The organism is Psychromonas aquatilis, assembly GCF_038155185.1.
In the GTDB taxonomy this organism is placed as follows: Bacteria; Pseudomonadota; Gammaproteobacteria; order Enterobacterales; family Psychromonadaceae; genus Psychromonas; species Psychromonas aquatilis.
On the sequence record NZ_JBAKAZ010000013.1, the window covers coordinates 27570 to 42973 of the forward strand.

At 37.3% G+C, this 15404-nt stretch carries 16 protein-coding genes; 6 read left to right on the forward strand and 10 right to left on the reverse strand.

The window, feature by feature from the left end:
* Positions 1–11 precede the first annotated feature (11 nt).
* Positions 12–968: an AraC family transcriptional regulator gene (locus V6256_RS05280; protein WP_341597030.1), complete on the reverse strand. Its 957-nt coding sequence runs from the start codon at positions 966–968 to the stop codon at positions 12–14.
* 124 nt (positions 969–1092) lie between these two features.
* Between V6256_RS05280 and exaC the strand changes: the two genes are divergently transcribed.
* Entirely contained in the window at positions 1093–2610 is a 1518-nt protein-coding gene (gene exaC, locus V6256_RS05285) for an acetaldehyde dehydrogenase ExaC (RefSeq protein ID WP_341597031.1), read from the forward strand.
* A 93-nt stretch (positions 2611–2703) separates the two neighbouring features.
* Here the strand turns inward: exaC and V6256_RS05290 are convergent, their stop codons facing one another.
* The 4 genes from V6256_RS05290 to epmB all read right to left on the reverse strand — a co-directional run bounded on the left by V6256_RS05290 (position 2704) and on the right by epmB (position 7162).
* Positions 2704–4785, reverse strand: coding sequence for a DUF4962 domain-containing protein (locus V6256_RS05290; protein ID WP_341597032.1), 2082 nt, complete (start codon positions 4783–4785; stop codon positions 2704–2706).
* Between the two features lie 278 nt (positions 4786–5063).
* Positions 5064–5459: a DUF3461 family protein gene (locus V6256_RS05295; RefSeq protein WP_341597033.1), complete on the reverse strand. Its 396-nt coding sequence runs from the start codon at positions 5457–5459 to the stop codon at positions 5064–5066.
* Positions 5460–5787: 328 nt separating this feature from the next.
* Positions 5788–6108: a hypothetical protein gene (locus V6256_RS05300; RefSeq protein WP_341597034.1), complete on the reverse strand. Its 321-nt coding sequence runs from the start codon at positions 6106–6108 to the stop codon at positions 5788–5790.
* Between the two features lie 37 nt (positions 6109–6145).
* Positions 6146–7162: an EF-P beta-lysylation protein EpmB gene (epmB, locus tag V6256_RS05305; RefSeq protein WP_341597035.1), complete on the reverse strand. Its 1017-nt coding sequence runs from the start codon at positions 7160–7162 to the stop codon at positions 6146–6148.
* A 29-nt stretch (positions 7163–7191) separates the two neighbouring features.
* On the opposite strand from epmB, the gene efp reads away from it, so the two are divergent.
* Entirely contained in the window at positions 7192–7761 is a 570-nt protein-coding gene (gene efp, locus V6256_RS05310; RefSeq protein ID WP_341597036.1) for an elongation factor P, read from the forward strand.
* A 235-nt stretch (positions 7762–7996) separates the two neighbouring features.
* On the opposite strand, the gene frdD is transcribed toward efp, so the two are convergent.
* Genes frdD through frdA form a run of 4 tightly spaced genes read right to left on the reverse strand, consistent with a single transcriptional unit; the run spans position 7997 to position 11369 of the window.
* Complete coding sequence (gene frdD / locus V6256_RS05315; protein WP_341597037.1) at positions 7997–8407, reverse strand: fumarate reductase subunit FrdD; 411 nt, start codon at positions 8405–8407, stop codon at positions 7997–7999.
* A gap of 9 nt (positions 8408–8416) precedes the next feature.
* Positions 8417–8806, reverse strand: coding sequence for a fumarate reductase subunit C (locus tag V6256_RS05320; protein WP_341597038.1), 390 nt, complete (start codon positions 8804–8806; stop codon positions 8417–8419).
* Positions 8807–8847: 41 nt separating this feature from the next.
* Positions 8848–9585 carry a succinate dehydrogenase/fumarate reductase iron-sulfur subunit gene (locus V6256_RS05325; RefSeq protein ID WP_341597039.1) on the reverse strand — a complete coding sequence of 246 codons (738 nt, stop codon included), beginning with the start codon at positions 9583–9585 and terminating at the stop codon, positions 8848–8850.
* A 2-nt stretch (positions 9586–9587) separates the two neighbouring features.
* A complete protein-coding gene (gene frdA, locus V6256_RS05330; protein ID WP_341597040.1) occupies positions 9588–11369 on the reverse strand; it encodes a fumarate reductase (quinol) flavoprotein subunit in 1782 nt (593 codons plus the stop codon).
* 164 nt (positions 11370–11533) lie between these two features.
* Between frdA and epmA the strand changes: the two genes are divergently transcribed.
* The 3 genes from epmA to V6256_RS05345 all read left to right on the forward strand — a co-directional run bounded on the left by epmA (position 11534) and on the right by V6256_RS05345 (position 13139).
* Positions 11534–12514, forward strand: a complete 981-nt coding sequence (gene epmA / locus V6256_RS05335) for an elongation factor P--(R)-beta-lysine ligase (protein WP_341597041.1) — start codon at positions 11534–11536, stop codon at positions 12512–12514.
* A gap of 23 nt (positions 12515–12537) precedes the next feature.
* A complete protein-coding gene (locus tag V6256_RS05340; protein ID WP_341597042.1) occupies positions 12538–12765 on the forward strand; it encodes a hypothetical protein in 228 nt (75 codons plus the stop codon).
* Positions 12766–12878: 113 nt separating this feature from the next.
* Positions 12879–13139, forward strand: coding sequence for a DUF4404 family protein (locus V6256_RS05345; RefSeq protein WP_341597043.1), 261 nt, complete (start codon positions 12879–12881; stop codon positions 13137–13139).
* 96 nt (positions 13140–13235) lie between these two features.
* Here V6256_RS05345 and rpsT read toward each other — a convergent pair whose 3' ends face one another.
* The gene (gene rpsT / locus V6256_RS05350) at positions 13236–13496 is read right to left on the reverse strand and encodes a 30S ribosomal protein S20 (RefSeq protein WP_341597044.1); all 261 of its coding nucleotides are present in this window, start codon (positions 13494–13496) and stop codon (positions 13236–13238) included.
* Between the two features lie 306 nt (positions 13497–13802).
* On the opposite strand from rpsT, the gene murJ reads away from it, so the two are divergent.
* On the forward strand, positions 13803–15368 hold the full coding sequence (gene murJ / locus V6256_RS05355; RefSeq protein ID WP_341597045.1) for a murein biosynthesis integral membrane protein MurJ: 1566 nt from the start codon (positions 13803–13805) through the stop codon (positions 15366–15368).
* Positions 15369–15404 lie beyond the last annotated feature (36 nt).

Sequence of the window (15404 nt, forward strand, 5' to 3'; positions counted from 1 at the left end):
CTTGATGCTCTTCAATCATTTAACCTCCAACTATTTGCTACAGGAGCATTTTGAGTATTAGTTGAGTTATGAATCTGTTTATATTGACTGGGGTTGACGCCAAAACACTTTTTGAAACTGCGGCTGAAGTGACTTGTATTGAGATAGCCAGTGGCAAAACACGTTTGTGTGACAGATTGGTTTCTTTTTAATAAATCTGCTGCTTTTCGAAGGCGTAATTGAAATAAAAAGTCCTGAGGAGTGCAGCCGATAATACGCTTAAATTCATTAAAAAATTTAGTGCGACTCATGCAAGAGATCTTCGTTAGATTATCAATACTGATTGTTTCTTTTAAATGTTGATGTAAATAGGCTACAACATTATTTATACCGTTATATTCAGGGTTGGACAGGCTATGGCATAAAATAAATTCACGGGTTTGTTCTCGTAATAGACGTGTTATTAATTCACTGACGGATAAATTGACCATAAAATCCCTATCTTGATGATTTTCTGTAAAGATATGAATCATACGATTTAATAATGCTTGCGTTTCTGTATTGTGGTGGATATGTAACAACTTATTATCGTATTGCCATTCTCGCTGATAATCGGATAGTGATGCTTCTATATTTAACTTTTCACAAACTTTAGTGATGTATTTGCTACTAATCTCGATTGCAAGGCATGATGTGGGTTGGGTATTGGTCGCATCAGGGAAGTCAATTTGAACAACTTGATTAGGTGCCATGATAAAAGACTCATGTGGCAAGAAGGTCGTTTCAAATTCTCTTTTATTATCATGCATTATTTTTTTGCCACTTAGCATGCTGCAAAACATCAGTTGGTCAGATGAGAGTGCAATATTGTTTGTCGACTGATAGGTATCATAAAGACTTAATTCAGACTCTTCTCCTGCAAACGCAATTTTATTCTCTACTAAAACTTGCGGTTGATTTCTTTGATCTTGAACAATTTTACTTCTCATATTTGTCACTCTCTTTTGGTTTGGTACTGGCAGTCAATAGTTTTGAATTAACAGTCAGGCAAAATACGATTTAAGCAATAGGATGAATATTACATAACGCAATAACAATAAATGAGAGGTGTTTATGATTTATCCAAATCCAGGTTCAGCTGAGTCAAAAATCACGTTTAAAACGCATTATGATAACTACATTAATGGCAAGTGGACTGCTCCTGTCAATGGTCAATACTTTACAAATAAAACTCCTGTAACCGGAGAAGATGTCTGTGAAGTTGCTCGTTCAGACCAACAAGATATCGAGCTTGCTTTAGATGCTGCGCATAATGCTAAAGTTGGGTGGGCCAATACATCAGTCACCGAGCGCTCTAATATATTGCTTAAAATAGCCGACCGAATTGAAGAAAATCAAGCCTTACTAGCACAAATTGAAACATGGGATAACGGTAAATGTATTCGTGAAACAATGGGAGCAGATGTGCCTTTAGCTGTCGACCATTTTAGATATTTTGCAGGTTGTATTCGTGCTCAAGAAGGCTCGCTTGGGGAGATTGATCACAATACAGTCGCTTATCACTTTCATGAACCTTTAGGCGTTGTTGGTCAAATTATCCCTTGGAACTTTCCACTATTAATGGCCGCATGGAAAATCCCACCAGCATTGGCAACGGGGAATTGCATCGTACTAAAACCTGCTGAACAAACACCTCTTTCTATTTTATTTTTAATGGAGATTATTGGTGATTTATTACCGCCAGGTGTATTAAACGTGGTGAATGGGTTTGGTGCAGAAGCAGGGCAAGCATTAGCGACATCAAAACGAATTGCAAAAATTGCGTTCACCGGCTCAAGCCCTGTTGGTAAGCATATTTTACAATGTGCAGCTGAAAATTTAATACCATCAACGGTTGAGTTAGGGGGGAAATCACCAAATATCTTCTTTGAAGATGTGATGGATCATGAAGATACTTATATTGATAAATGTCTAGAGGGGGCGGCATTAGCTTTCTTCAACCAAGGTGAGGTGTGCACTTGCCCATCACGTTTGTTAGTCCAAGAATCTATCGCCGACAAATTTATCGAACGTCTTATCGAGCGAACTAAAAAAATAATTCAAGGCAACCCTTTAGATACTGATAGTCAGGTAGGGGCACAGGTCTCTAAAGCACAATATGAGAAAATCCTAGCGTATATTGAAATAGGTAAAGAGGAAGGGGCATCGGTTTTAACTGGCGGGGCCTATGAACAAGTTGATGGTGCACACAATGGTTATTATATTCAACCGACTCTGCTTAAAGGCAGTAACCACATGCGAGTTTTCCAGGAAGAAATTTTTGGGCCTGTTATTAGTGTCACTACCTTTAAAGATGAAGCGCATGCGTTAGATATTGCTAATGACAGTGAATTTGGTTTGGGTGCTGGTCTATGGACTCGTGATAGTAATCTTGCTTATCGAGTCGGGCGTGGAATTAAAGCTGGTCGAGTTTGGACTAACTGTTATCACTTATATCCAGCACATGCGGCGTTTGGAGGGTATAAGCAATCAGGTATCGGTCGAGAAAACCATAAAATGATGTTGGAGCATTATCAACAAACTAAAAATATGTTGGTAAGCTATGATATTAATCCGATGGGATTCTTTTAATTGATGTTCCAGGTAAATCTGTAAAACAATAAAGCCGCTTAAATAAGCGGCTTTATATTATTAGCTATTTAATAAACCTTGTTAAGGAGTAAATTATAGCTCAATTACCACATCTTCACCGTCGATATTCAGTGTTAATGTTGTATCCGTTAGATTGTATGAAACCTCTGTTTTAGGACCATTTACTTTACTTGGTACTAATAACGTTAAAATTTCATGCTCTTTCTTAGCTTTGAACTTAGCTTCAACATGGCGATGTACTTCAAGATCAGCGTATTCAGCTGGGTCAACTTCCCCAAAACCTTCAACGTTTTCGATGCTTAGTAGATCATCTTTAGCATCATTGATGAATGAAACGTCTAATGTTGCATTTTCACCGATGATTTGGAATGAATCTTTAGCAGTTTCTGTTTTAAATGTTGTGTGTAATAACCACGTTAAATCTTGCTCAGATTTAATGACCGCAGTATCACGCATTACAAATACTTTACCTTTAGCAAACCAGATTTTACGTTTGTAAGATTCTAGGTCTGGGTTATGGAATTGGTATGACGTCGATGCATCACCTTCAACAAATAATACGTCTGATTCTGTATCGTAATCACTAATTTTACCGCCTGCTTCAACACAGTAACGATCTTGGTGTTCACCTTCAAAGTTCGTTGTTGTGTTTTCAGCGTACTGCCCTTTACCATCAAATAATGGCAAGTTTTTAGAGAAGGTGCGACGACGCCATTTGATATGCATGTCTACACCGAAACCACCGTAGTAACCAGTGATTGCCGCTAATGTGTCACCAAATGCATGTAATGTGTATGCGTTTTGGTCACCGTGTGAGTGACTGATAGAACCAAATGGGCTACATTTGTAGATCATGTGGATATGTTCTTCACGGTTTGTCATATTGCTATGGAATGCTGCCCAACCAGTGATTGGGAATACTTTTAGTAACGGTGCATCTGAAGGTTTAACTTCAGGCATATCGTTCCATAGGTAATCAAAACGTAAATCATCGTAACCAAAGTCCCACCAACCGAAGTTGTAGAATTTTGTATGTGCTTCAGTGTCACGCGCTTTAAGTTGGTTGTAGTACCAGATGTATTCAGGCTTGTTATTAACACCAGCAAAGTGCTTGATGTTGTAAGCTAGTTTAAGGCCTGGGAAGTCACCAATACTTGATTGGTCACAGAAGCTAGCACGCTTAGAGTGAACAGGCATACAGTATAGAGGGAAGTCACCTGTATTCTTGTAGAACTCTTTATTAAACATGTTAATAGAAGTGTAGCTTTTTAGTAGGTCAAAAGACTCACCTAAGAAGGCCATTTGTGTATTCCAGTAATCTGGACCTTCAGCCCAAGCACCGTCTTTACCGCCCCATGGTGGGTAATGCACCGCGTAGTATTCGATACCGTACTCGATGTATTCACGTGCTTTAGGGTATTCATTGTAAAGTGCGATACAAGTTGGAATAACCGCAGATGAAATCGAACGAACACCGTGACTGTTTAGCGGGTTAGCTAATAGGTCAACGGTAACTTGTAGATGGTGCATGATCTCTTCTAAGCGTACGATAAGCGCTTTTTTCACCACTTCACGTTCTTCATCTGAGAAGTAAGCGTGTAGCCAATCGTAACCCCAAGCCATTGCTGCGATAACACGGAAAGCCGCTTCATCGTTATAACCACGCGAAGTCACACCTTCTGGATCGTAAGAAGCTAATTTTAATGTCCATGCTTTTGCTTTAGCGATGATTGACTCATCTTCTAATACAATGCCTGCGATAGAAAGGTTACGTGTTGCATTGAAGGCTTCTTGGCAACGTACGTACATTTGACGCCAGTAAGGACGCCATAGAGATGCTTTACCAACGGTTTCTTCTGGGTAAGCTTTTGGCTCTTCGTAAGGTGTTGTTTCCAAGAATTTGTTTGTTGAGTTGTTCATGAACGCATCAAATTTACAGTAACCTGCGTCAGCTTTTAAGCTCGCTTTAAATGCAGGAAGATCTTTACTTTGAACTAATAAACGAGGATGCTCGACACTTAAATTATCAAGAAAAGAAAGGTCAATTTCAGTTTTTTGTACTTTAACTGGCATGACATCTAACAGGTTACCTGCTGATTTGTCATTTTCTAATTTGATCGCTTTAATCGCATCAAAAGACTTGGTCGTAGACATTAAATACCTCTATTAATGAAAGTGGAGTTGATGAGACTTGTTTTTGTGCCAGCCTCATATCTTCCAATATATGTGCTTATTGAAAAATATTGCTATAAAAATTGAATTATAATGACTATTTTATAGCATTTGTATTACTTAATTACAATAAAGTCTAAGTTTTCAAAAAGGTAATGTTGAGCTGGATCATAAGACGAGAAAACAATGACGAAATAGTGTGAGAGTGAGATAGAAAAGCGAACTGAATAGTTCGCTTTTTTGATGTGTATTTTTGTTCGTTATTTAGTTTTTTTATCTGTTAATATTTTTAATTTCTGTTCGATTTCTGTAATTTTTCCATCTACTACTCGCTGCAGATGTTTTAGGTCAGACAATACTTGTTTTTCTAGTTCCTTTTCTGAACTTACTTGTAAACTTAAGCTATCTAACTCTTGAATTATTTTATGTAAGGTTGGATTTATCTCTGACAATTTAGTCGTACTTTGCTCATGTTGACCACTGCTTACTGTTTTCATTTGGCGTTGGAATTTATATTTACTACTGCGTCCTATTAACATGCCACTTTCTTTACGAAAATAAACTTTTAATACGTCTTTTTCACCTTCTCTACGTAATGAATAGCGAGTAATATTTTCTGGGGTACGGATGCCGATATCTCTAAGGTGTGGGTACATTGCCTTTCCTTTACGTCTAAGTTAATAAAGAGTCATTAAAAAAAATAAAAACATTAAAAAATTGCTAATGCCATTATTGTTTATTATTGAGCGTGATTGATTATAGAAAAACTTCCAACTGCTTGTTGATAGCGATTAATGAAGTTTTATCATATAGGTCATTATATATTACTTAAAATGTCTATTTTTGGAAGTGTATTCTTTTACGAGATAGTTTTTATTGAGTGCTTATTAGGTTCACTTTGTGGTTAATGAGCACTCAAAAATATGACTAATTGAGCAGGCAGTGATTACATTAGAGTAGGTTACGGCTAATCACTCTCCTTGCTTATTTCGTTTTTAGTTTGTCTTTAAAGGCATTTAATGTTTTAAATAACAATTCAATTTTAACGACAATAACAGGTAGCTTCTTTTGATAGTTTTCTTCTGTTTCTGTTTGTATTGCTTGTAAGTCGGCAGCTAACTCTTCTACGTAAGGTAAAAAAGTATCAGAATGATTCTGAAAAGGCGTGTCATTGGCAAAAATATGCGCAAATGAAGCCGTTTTTTGTTTTCGAAGCTCAAGCAAAGCCTGATCTGCGTCTACAGCTCGGTGGTAAATTATTTTTATATTCTCTTGAAGCTGTGCTTGTACGCTTTCTTTACTCATTCATTTCTCCTAAAACGCTTTTTATCAATAATCAGTATTATAACGAATGTATTAATGTTTTGCTTTGTTGTCCTGCGACTTCTCTGCTTAATCTTGGTACTAAATACCCTGGCAATTCAATTTGCATTTCTCTATGTAATTGTTGAGCTTGTTTCTCTTCTATATCAAAATGCGCTGCGCCTTCAACTTTATCTAATAAAAATAGATAGTAAGGTAAGATATTAATAGAGAATAGCGCCTCACTCAATGCCACTAAAGAAGCCGTATTGTCATTCACTCCTTTTAATAACACACTTTGGTTTAATAAGTGGATCCCGGCTTCACGGCATTTAGCTATCGCTGTTCCGAGCTCCGCATCAATTTCCTGCGCGTGATTAATGTGCAGCACCAATACGACACTTAAGCGGCTCGCTTGTAGGCGGTCCACTAGTGCTTGTGTAATACGAGATGGGATCACGACAGGTAAACGCGAATGAATACGTAATCGAGTTAATTGAGGTAGAGATTCCAATTGTGTTAACAATTCAAATAATTGTTTGTCTTTTGCCATTAATGGGTCACCACCACTTAGAATGACTTCATTAACATCTGGGTTATTTTTAATATAACTCATAATCTCTAGCAGCTGTGATTTGTTAACGTTATTTTCTGCGTAGGGGAAATGACGCCTAAAACAATAGCGACAATTAATAGCACACCCAGTTTTTAAAATGATTAATACGCGGCTTTTATATTTATGCAATAAACCTTTTTGGGTGTTATTTTGCTCAGTTAATGGATCCGCCGAAAAGCCCGCTACAATCTCTTCTTCATCATTAATTGGCAGTACTTGCCTTAATAAAGGATCATTAATATTGCCTTTTTGCATTTTATTAACAAAGGGCAGGGGCACTAACATTGGGAATTGTTTCTTGGCAGCAAGACTAATTAGGTCATTTTCCTGCTCAATCTCCAATATTTCTAACAGTTGCTGTGGATTTTTAACTGCATTTGCGAGTTCTTTTTGCCATAAAGGCAAGTCAGCGGTATTATTCACGTTAATTATTTTGGGCATTTTTTATCAGTTTAGTAATAGAGGTTATAATGGCAACATATAGTACCAGTGATTTTAAAGGCGGGCTAAAATTCATGCTCGATAATGAACCATGTGTGATCATGGAAAATGAATATGTTAAACCTGGTAAAGGCCAAGCATTTAGCCGCGTGAAATATCGTAAATTAATTTCAGGTAAAGTAGTAGATAAAACTTTCAAATCAAATGAAACTGTTGAATCTGCAGACGTAATGGATTTTGATCTAGCTTATCTTTATAACGATGGTGAATTTTTCCACTTTATGGATAACGATACCTTTGAGCAAATTGCAGCAGATGCGAATGCAGTAGGCGATATGGAAAAATGGTTAGTAGAGCAAAACATTTGTACAATCACAACTTGGAATGACGCTCCTATTGCCGTAATGCCACCAAATTTTGTGGAATTAGAGGTAACAGAGACAGACCCAGGTCTAAAAGGTGATACTGCAGGGACCGGTGGTAAACCAGCTACTTTATCAACTGGTGCTGTTGTACGTGTTCCATTATTTATTCAAATTGGCGAAGTGATTCGAGTTGATACACGTAATGGTGAATATGTTGGACGTGTAAAAAAATAATTGAAGCGTGACTTCAATTATTATAAAAAACCAGCATCAAGCTGGTTTTTTTATAGCTGATTTAAATTTATACCAATCACACTAATTAACTGATCTATTTTACTTGCTAAAATAACTTATTTCTTCGTTGTAATTTTCGCAAATAGAACAACTATTTAACTCAAATTACGCCTTAAACTAAGTCATTTTTTCTGCGTAAAATTTAGATCACTTATTTAATATAATTGGTATTATTTTATAACGTTACTATTTGTAGCAATAAGGTAAATACAAACACACTCACGGCAAATGCAAACCCGTAACAAATAACCTGCTGCCAATCTCGTCCTCGTTTAATCCCTAAATCATGTAGCGAATGAAATATTCTATGTAAGGTATGCCATATAGGCAGAGCGATCAGTATCAACAGGATGCCTGCTCCGTACCACGTACTAGCAAAGGCTTGCACTTTTTCATAATTCAAATGCGTTTTGTTTATTAAGCCTAATGGGATTAATAAACCAGTGATGAGCACCATCATCGGTGTTAAAAAGGCCGTTAACATTCCCCCCGCACCAAATAACCCCCAAAAAACAGGTTCATGGCTACGGACATATTGTTTACTGTGCTGTGTGGCGCGTGTTTTATCTGTTTGTTTCGGTGTCATATATCCTCCTTACAGCATAACGATGACTAAACACAAAAGACTTATGACGATAAAGCCAATGTAGTGACCGGTGATGATAACTTTATCGGCTAATGGCTTTCCTTTTATGTACAGATCCACGGCTTTAGGGGCCAGTGAAAACCAAGTGATAGAATGGTATAAAGCAAGGATTAAGGTGATCAAGTGAAATAAAATGAATACTGGGTGTTGTAAAACGGATAACCAAGCATCAAATGCCGCTTCACCTTGACTCAATCGTAAGATACCCCAAGCTAAAATAAGGCTGTATAAAGTAATAAAAATACTACTGCCTTCTCGGATCATATAAAAGGTGTAAAATTTGCTTTTTAACCACCATGTGGACTGTACTTCTCGTTGATATGGTTTACGTTTACTCATCTTAGATACTCCAACACTCGTTTATGCGTAGGTGCTTTTATTTATTCAGGTTTAAACATGCCAATTAAATAATCTTTACTGCTTTCAACTTTTAATAATTGAATCGCTCCAGCTGGGTCAACGCCTTTCGGGCAAACAACGGAACAATAACCAACGAAAGTACATGACCAAACGCCTTCCTCTTGATTGACTATCTTCATTCTTGCCGCTGATGCATCATCTCTACTGTCTCGGTTGTAACGTGCAATTAATGCTAATGCAGCCGGCCCCATAAACTGATTGTCTAAACCATATTGAGGGCAAGCGGCATAACAAAGCCCACAGTTAATACACATTGAGTATTGTTGGTACTTTTGCATTTGCGCTGGCGTTTGTTGGTTTGGGCCGTCAGATAATGTGCTATCTTGTTTGGGAATGATATAAGGCTTTATTTCTTCAAGCTTATTAATAAAGTCATCCATCACGACCACTAGGTCTCGTTCGATCGGGAAGTTCATTAATGGTTCAAGTACTACTTTATTTGGATAATAATCCCGTAAGAATGCTTTACAACCTAACTTGGGCACATTATTGACCATCAATCCACAGCTACCACATATTGCCATTCTGCATGACCAGCGAAAACTGACCGTACTATCTAGGTGATCTTTGATATATTGCAACCCTTCTAATATCGACATATCAGGGTTATAAGGCACACTAAATACTTGAGGAAATGGCTTTTCATCTAGCTCAGGTCTATAACGAAGGATCTCTATGTCGATTTTATTTGTACTCATCGTTACTTCTCCTTGGTTTCAGAGGCTGCACCGTATACACGTTCTGCGGGCTGGCTTTTGGTGATTTTTACTGGCGCATACTGTATTTCGGGCGCACCTGTTTTTTTATAATAAGCCAAAGAGTGTTTTAAAAAGTTGATATCATCTCGACTATTATATTCATCAATACGTTGGTGAGAGCCCCTTGATTCTTTACGTAAAATTGCGCTATGTGCAATAGCTTCTGCAGTATCTAATAAATAACCTAGCTCAATGGCATATAAAAACTCTGTGTTAAAAACACTGGATTTATCATTAATTTTGATATGTTGATAACGTTGTTTTAATTCAGCCAAAGTCTCTATTGTTTTTTGCATAGACTCCTGTGTTCTATAAATACCAACACCTTCTTCCATACAGTCACCCATTGCTTGGCGAATATCTGACATTTTTTCAGTACCGTCACTATTTAATAACGCTTCTGTTCTGTTAATGACCTGTTGTGCTTGCTCACGTATCTTTTCAACATCAATATGTTCTGTCCGTTTTGCAAATTCTGCTGCTTGTTGACCTGCGACTTGTCCAAATACAGCTAACTCAGTTAGTGAGTTAGACCCTAAGCGATTTGCTCCATGTAAGCCAACGGAAGCACATTCCCCTATTGCATATAACCCTGCTAAGCTGGTGGCTGTTTTTATATCAGTGGCAATACCTCCCATTGTATAATGAACCGTAGGCCGAACAGGGATAGGGCTGTCCACAGGATCAATACCAACGTAGGCTTTTGCTAGTTCACGAATGAAAGGTAGTCGCTCATTGATTTTCGCTTCGCCTAGGTGTCTTAGATCAAGGTGGATGTAATCTCCTCGTTGACCATGGTAGACATTGCCTTTTTGTTGTTCTTGCCAGAAACATTGGCTCAACTTGTCACGAGGACCAAGTTCCATGTGTTTATTTTTAGGTTGGCCTTTTTTAGTCTCAGGGCCAAGGCCATAATCTTGTAAATATCGATATCCGTGTTTGTTTGTTAAAATCCCGCCTTCCCCACGACATCCCTCGGTCATTAAAATACCTGAACCAGGCAACCCAGTAGGGTGATATTGGATAAATTCCATATCGCGTAAAGCAACACCATGTCGGTAGGCGAGCGCCATGCCATCTCCCGTTACTATGCCACCATTAGTGTTGTATGTATAAACTCGAGCAGCACCACCAGTGGCCATAATGACTGATTTTGCTTGAATGAGTTTGCTTTCACCTTCTGCAATATCAAGAATTAAAACGCCTTGAATTTTATTATCTTCAACGATTAAATCTAAACAAAAATGCTCATCGAAACGGGTGATTTTAGGATGCTTAATAGAGGTCTGAAAAAGTGTATGTAAAATATGGAAACCACTTTTATCAGCTGCAAACCAAGTACGTTCTTTTTTCATACCACCAAATGCTCGCACATTGATAGAGCCATCCTCTTTGCGGCTCCATGGGCAACCCCAGAGCTCTAATTGCGTTAGTTGTTTGGCAGCATTCTCCACAAAGTATTCAACGACATCTTGTTCACATAACCAATCCCCACCAGAAACGGTATCGTTGAAGTGTTGCTCTAATGAATCACTTGTTTGTATAACCCCTGCAGCACCGCCTTCTGCTGCAACGGTATGACTACGCATTGGATAAACTTTGGAGATCAATGCAATGTCAAGTTGTGGGTGATTTTCTGCAATTTCAATAGCGGCTCTTAGGCCAGAACCGCCTGCTCCTACTATTGCTACGTCTGTTTTGATTATTTCCATACACCACTCCAAATAAATGAAAAATGCTATGAATTAAGTTTATCAGCTAGAAATATAAGAAAATTGATCGAGCTATAAAAGTAGTCGAATAGTACTTGAATTTACATAATTAAAATTGACTTTGCTGATATCAGAACATTAAAAGGTTAGGTAAAATAAACAAAAAAGGAGATGTAATGAATTGGTTACCAAATGCTGCAATGGCACAAATAAAAGCGCGTGCAATCATGCTCAAAAAAATCCGGAATTTTTTTGAGCTGCGTGATGTTTTAGAAGTCGAAACACCTTCTTTAAGTCAAGCTGCCGTAACAGATGTACATTTACATTGTTTTAAAACCCAGTTTGTTGGGCGTAATATTAGCGAGAGTCCTTTAATAGACGGGGGAGTCCCATTATATTTGCAAACGTCACCTGAGTTTCATATGAAACGTTTGCTTGCTGCTGGCAGTGGTTGTATTTATCAAATATCTAAAGTCTATCGTAATGAAGAGTCCGGACGATTTCATAATCCTGAATTTTCGTTATTAGAGTGGTATCGCGTTGACTTTAATCATCATCAGTTAATGGATGAAATGGCTGCATTACTGGTCATGGTTTTAGAATGTAAGGAGCCTACTCGTTGTACTTATCAAGAGGCCTTTATGGAACATCTCAATGTCGATCCCTTAACTGCATCAGTGGCGGAACTGAAAATGGCAGGTGCACATTTAGAGCTGGGTGAAGTACTTAATAATGAAACAGATAAAGATACTATTCTGCAATTATTATTTTGTATTGCTGTTGAATCAAAAATAGGGCAAATACAACCGTGCTTTGTATATGATTTTCCTGCTTCACAAGCTGCCTTAGCGAGAATAAATACACAGGATCCACGTGTAGCAGATCGTTTTGAGGTATATTATAAAAGCATTGAGTTAGCTAATGGCTTTTATGAGCTAAATAGTAGCGAAGAGCAATTAAAACGCTTTCAAGCTGATAATGTAACGCGTAAAAACATTGGTTTAGATGAAATGCCTATCGATAAGAAGTTTGTAAGCTGCTTAGATGATCTTCCAAATTGTGCAGGCGTTGCATTGGGGTTAGATAGGCTGTTAATGCTAGCAACAGAGCAATCACATATTAATGATGTATTAAGCTTTAATATTGATAATGCATAATCAGATAACTGATAGAGGGAAATATGGCAAAACTATGGTTAACAGATAAAAGCTATCCAATATGGGGATATGTGCTGCGTATAGCCTATTGGTTATTAGCAATCTATATATCGAGTCAATTATTAGCGCATTATCATCAATTAAGTTGGTTTACTTATTTGTTATTAGCGGTGAGTGTTATTTTTGTGGTGGTTTATCTAGTATTTACACGTTTTATTGATCGTTTTATCAAAATGTCGACTAAAGACTAATAACGAGTCTGTTGATAGGTTATTTTAATAAGCAAAGTAGAACGCTTACTGTATATGCGTCGTATGATCCTAAAAATACACAATTTTATTTATTATTGAAAAGTGAGGTATGTATGCCAATTACAAAAGTACAATCGGAATTTCAAAAACTATCTGATCTATTAGCAGATGGTGTAGTGGCTGATGAATGTACTGCTGGCGAGTTGCAGCAAGTGCACGATCAATTACAACAAGCCATTATTTCAGGTGACCCAGCGAAACTAATAAAAGATAACGGAATCACTCAACAACTTGTTGAGCTGGAGGAAATTAACCCAAATGTGACTAAAGTGGTTAAAGATTTGCTCAATGCACTATCTGGGATGGGCATTTAAACGTCGTTAATAAAAAGTGAAATTTTAGATATAAAAAAACCGACACTAGGTCGGTTTTTTAATATATTAAAAAAAACGTTAATTCTTAAATAAGAATTAAAGCGCTTTAATTTTTGCAGAAAGACGGCTTTTCTTACGAGCAGCCATGTTTTTGCTTACCAGTCCTTTAGTTGCGTAAGCATCTAAAACTGATTGTAATTTAATGAACTCAGCCGTAGCTAGTTCTTTGTCAGCAGCTTCGATAGCAACAACAACTTTCTTGATGAAAGTACGTAACATTGTACGACGACTTGCATTATGTTTACGGCTTTTTTCAGATAATAAAGCACGTTTTTTAGCAGACTTGATATTAGCCAAGACCTTAACTCCTAAATTCTGTATAACAAGGGATAATCAAAGGTCGTGGAATATGCCTTGTAACACGTGTATTGTCAAATGGTTTTTTATTAACCAATAAAATAACTGGTAACAAACCAGAGCGATGGTTAAACTGCGCGCATTTTATACTCTACGTACTACAGATGCAAACCCAGTGTTGTTTGTTTCTATAATATATCTGTACTTAAGACTATTAAATTTGCTTAAAGGGTGTATTTTATCACCTTTTACACTAGCTCTTAGTGCATTAAGTTATCCCCCATTTTTTGATTTAGGAATTTTAGAGTGAGCAAAAAGCTAATAAAATCAGGCATGATCGTTAGTTCCATGACATTAATCTCCCGTGTTTTAGGTTTAGTCCGTGATATCGTTATTGCAAATTTAATGGGAGCTGGAGCCGCAGCAGATTTATTTTTCTTTGCGAATAAAATTCCTAATTTTTTACGTCGATTATTTGCAGAAGGGGCATTTGCACAAGCTTTTGTTCCTGTTTTAACCGAATATGAGAAAACCCAACCTAGAGAAAAAGTAAAAGAATTAATTTCAGCGGTTTCTGGCACTTTAGGCACAATCGTTACGGTTATTACTATTTTAGGGGTTTTAGGATCTTCTGTAATCACCGCTTTATTTGGTTTTGGTTGGTTCTTGGAGTGGTGGAATGGTGGAGAGGAAGCTTATAAGTTCGTGTTAGCTTCTGATATGTTAAAAATTACATTTCCTTATTTATGGTTTATTACTTTTACAGCTTTATCAGGTGCCATTCTTAATACATTAGGTAAATTTGCTGTGGCAGCTTTTACGCCTGTATTTTTGAATATAGCCATTATAACGTGTGCTATTTACCTCGCCCCGACACTTCCCCAACCTGAAATTGGTTTAGCAATAGGTGTTTTTATTGGTGGTTTTATTCAGTTTATATTTCAAATTCCTTTCTTGAAAAAAGAAAACCTACTGGTTAAACCTACTTGGCAATGGCATCACCCGGGTGTTGTAAAAATTCGTACATTAATGATTCCTGCATTATTTGGTGTGTCGGTAAGCCAAATCAACTTATTGCTTGATACCTTTATTGCCAGCTTTTTACAAACAGGCTCTATTAGTTGGCTATATTATTCTGATCGCTTATTAGAATTTCCTTTAGGGTTGTTTGGTATTGCAATCGCAACGGTTATTTTGCCTAGTTTATCTTCTTCACATATTAATAAATCACCAGAAACGTTTGCGAAAACCATAGATTGGGGGATTCGTAGTGTGTGTTTTCTAGGAATACCAGCGATGCTCGGCTTAATGGTGTTAGCTGAACCGATGCTGCGTGTTTTATTTATGCGTGGTGAGTTTGATATACAGGATGTCAGTATGTCAGCAATGAGTTTGTGGGCCTACGCCAGTGGTTTATTGAGCTTTATGTTAGTGAAAGTCCTTGCTCCTGGTTATTACTCTCGTCAAGATACTAAGACACCGGTGAAGTTTGGTATTATTGCGATGCTCAGTAATATGGTACTGAATATTGTGTTTGCCGTGCCTTTTGGTTATGTCGGTTTGGCAATTGCAACGGCACTCTCTGCCACATTAAATGCTAGTTTATTGTGGTTTGGTTTATATAAAAGCGGCGTTTATCAACGCCAAAATGATAGTGTTACCGTGTTATTACGTATTCTAGTTTCTGGGCTGGTAATGGCTGGAGTATTGTTTTATGTGACCCCTAATTTATTGGAATGGACGAGTTTTAGCTTATTAGCAGCTGCTACTCATTTAGCGGTTTTAATTATCGGTGGCGTTATTGTGTATTTATTAACATGTCTCATGTTAGGCTTAAAGTTAAGACATTTTAAAGTGAGCCAAGATATTTAATAGTAAATCCTTAAAATGAAAGCTGAATACTTTGTT

What these genes read in the sequence shown, in the direction of transcription:
- V6256_RS05280 (WP_341597030.1), bottom strand. Translation starts at nt 968, where the DNA reads ATGAGAAGTAAAATTGTTCAAGATCAAAGAAATCAACCGCAAGTTTTA.
- exaC (WP_341597031.1), top strand. Translation starts at nt 1,093, where the DNA reads ATGATTTATCCAAATCCAGGTTCAGCTGAGTCAAAAATCACGTTTAAA.
- V6256_RS05290 (WP_341597032.1), bottom strand. Translation starts at nt 4,785, where the DNA reads ATGTCTACGACCAAGTCTTTTGATGCGATTAAAGCGATCAAATTAGAA.
- V6256_RS05295 (WP_341597033.1), bottom strand. Translation starts at nt 5,459, where the DNA reads ATGTACCCACACCTTAGAGATATCGGCATCCGTACCCCAGAAAATATT.
- V6256_RS05300 (WP_341597034.1), bottom strand. Translation starts at nt 6,108, where the DNA reads ATGAGTAAAGAAAGCGTACAAGCACAGCTTCAAGAGAATATAAAAATA.
- epmB (WP_341597035.1), bottom strand. Translation starts at nt 7,162, where the DNA reads ATGCCCAAAATAATTAACGTGAATAATACCGCTGACTTGCCTTTATGG.
- efp (WP_341597036.1), top strand. Translation starts at nt 7,192, where the DNA reads ATGGCAACATATAGTACCAGTGATTTTAAAGGCGGGCTAAAATTCATG.
- frdD (WP_341597037.1), bottom strand. Translation starts at nt 8,407, where the DNA reads ATGACACCGAAACAAACAGATAAAACACGCGCCACACAGCACAGTAAA.
- V6256_RS05320 (WP_341597038.1), bottom strand. Translation starts at nt 8,806, where the DNA reads ATGAGTAAACGTAAACCATATCAACGAGAAGTACAGTCCACATGGTGG.
- V6256_RS05325 (WP_341597039.1), bottom strand. Translation starts at nt 9,585, where the DNA reads ATGAGTACAAATAAAATCGACATAGAGATCCTTCGTTATAGACCTGAG.
- epmA (WP_341597041.1), top strand. Translation starts at nt 11,534, where the DNA reads ATGAATTGGTTACCAAATGCTGCAATGGCACAAATAAAAGCGCGTGCA.
- V6256_RS05340 (WP_341597042.1), top strand. Translation starts at nt 12,538, where the DNA reads ATGGCAAAACTATGGTTAACAGATAAAAGCTATCCAATATGGGGATAT.
- V6256_RS05345 (WP_341597043.1), top strand. Translation starts at nt 12,879, where the DNA reads ATGCCAATTACAAAAGTACAATCGGAATTTCAAAAACTATCTGATCTA.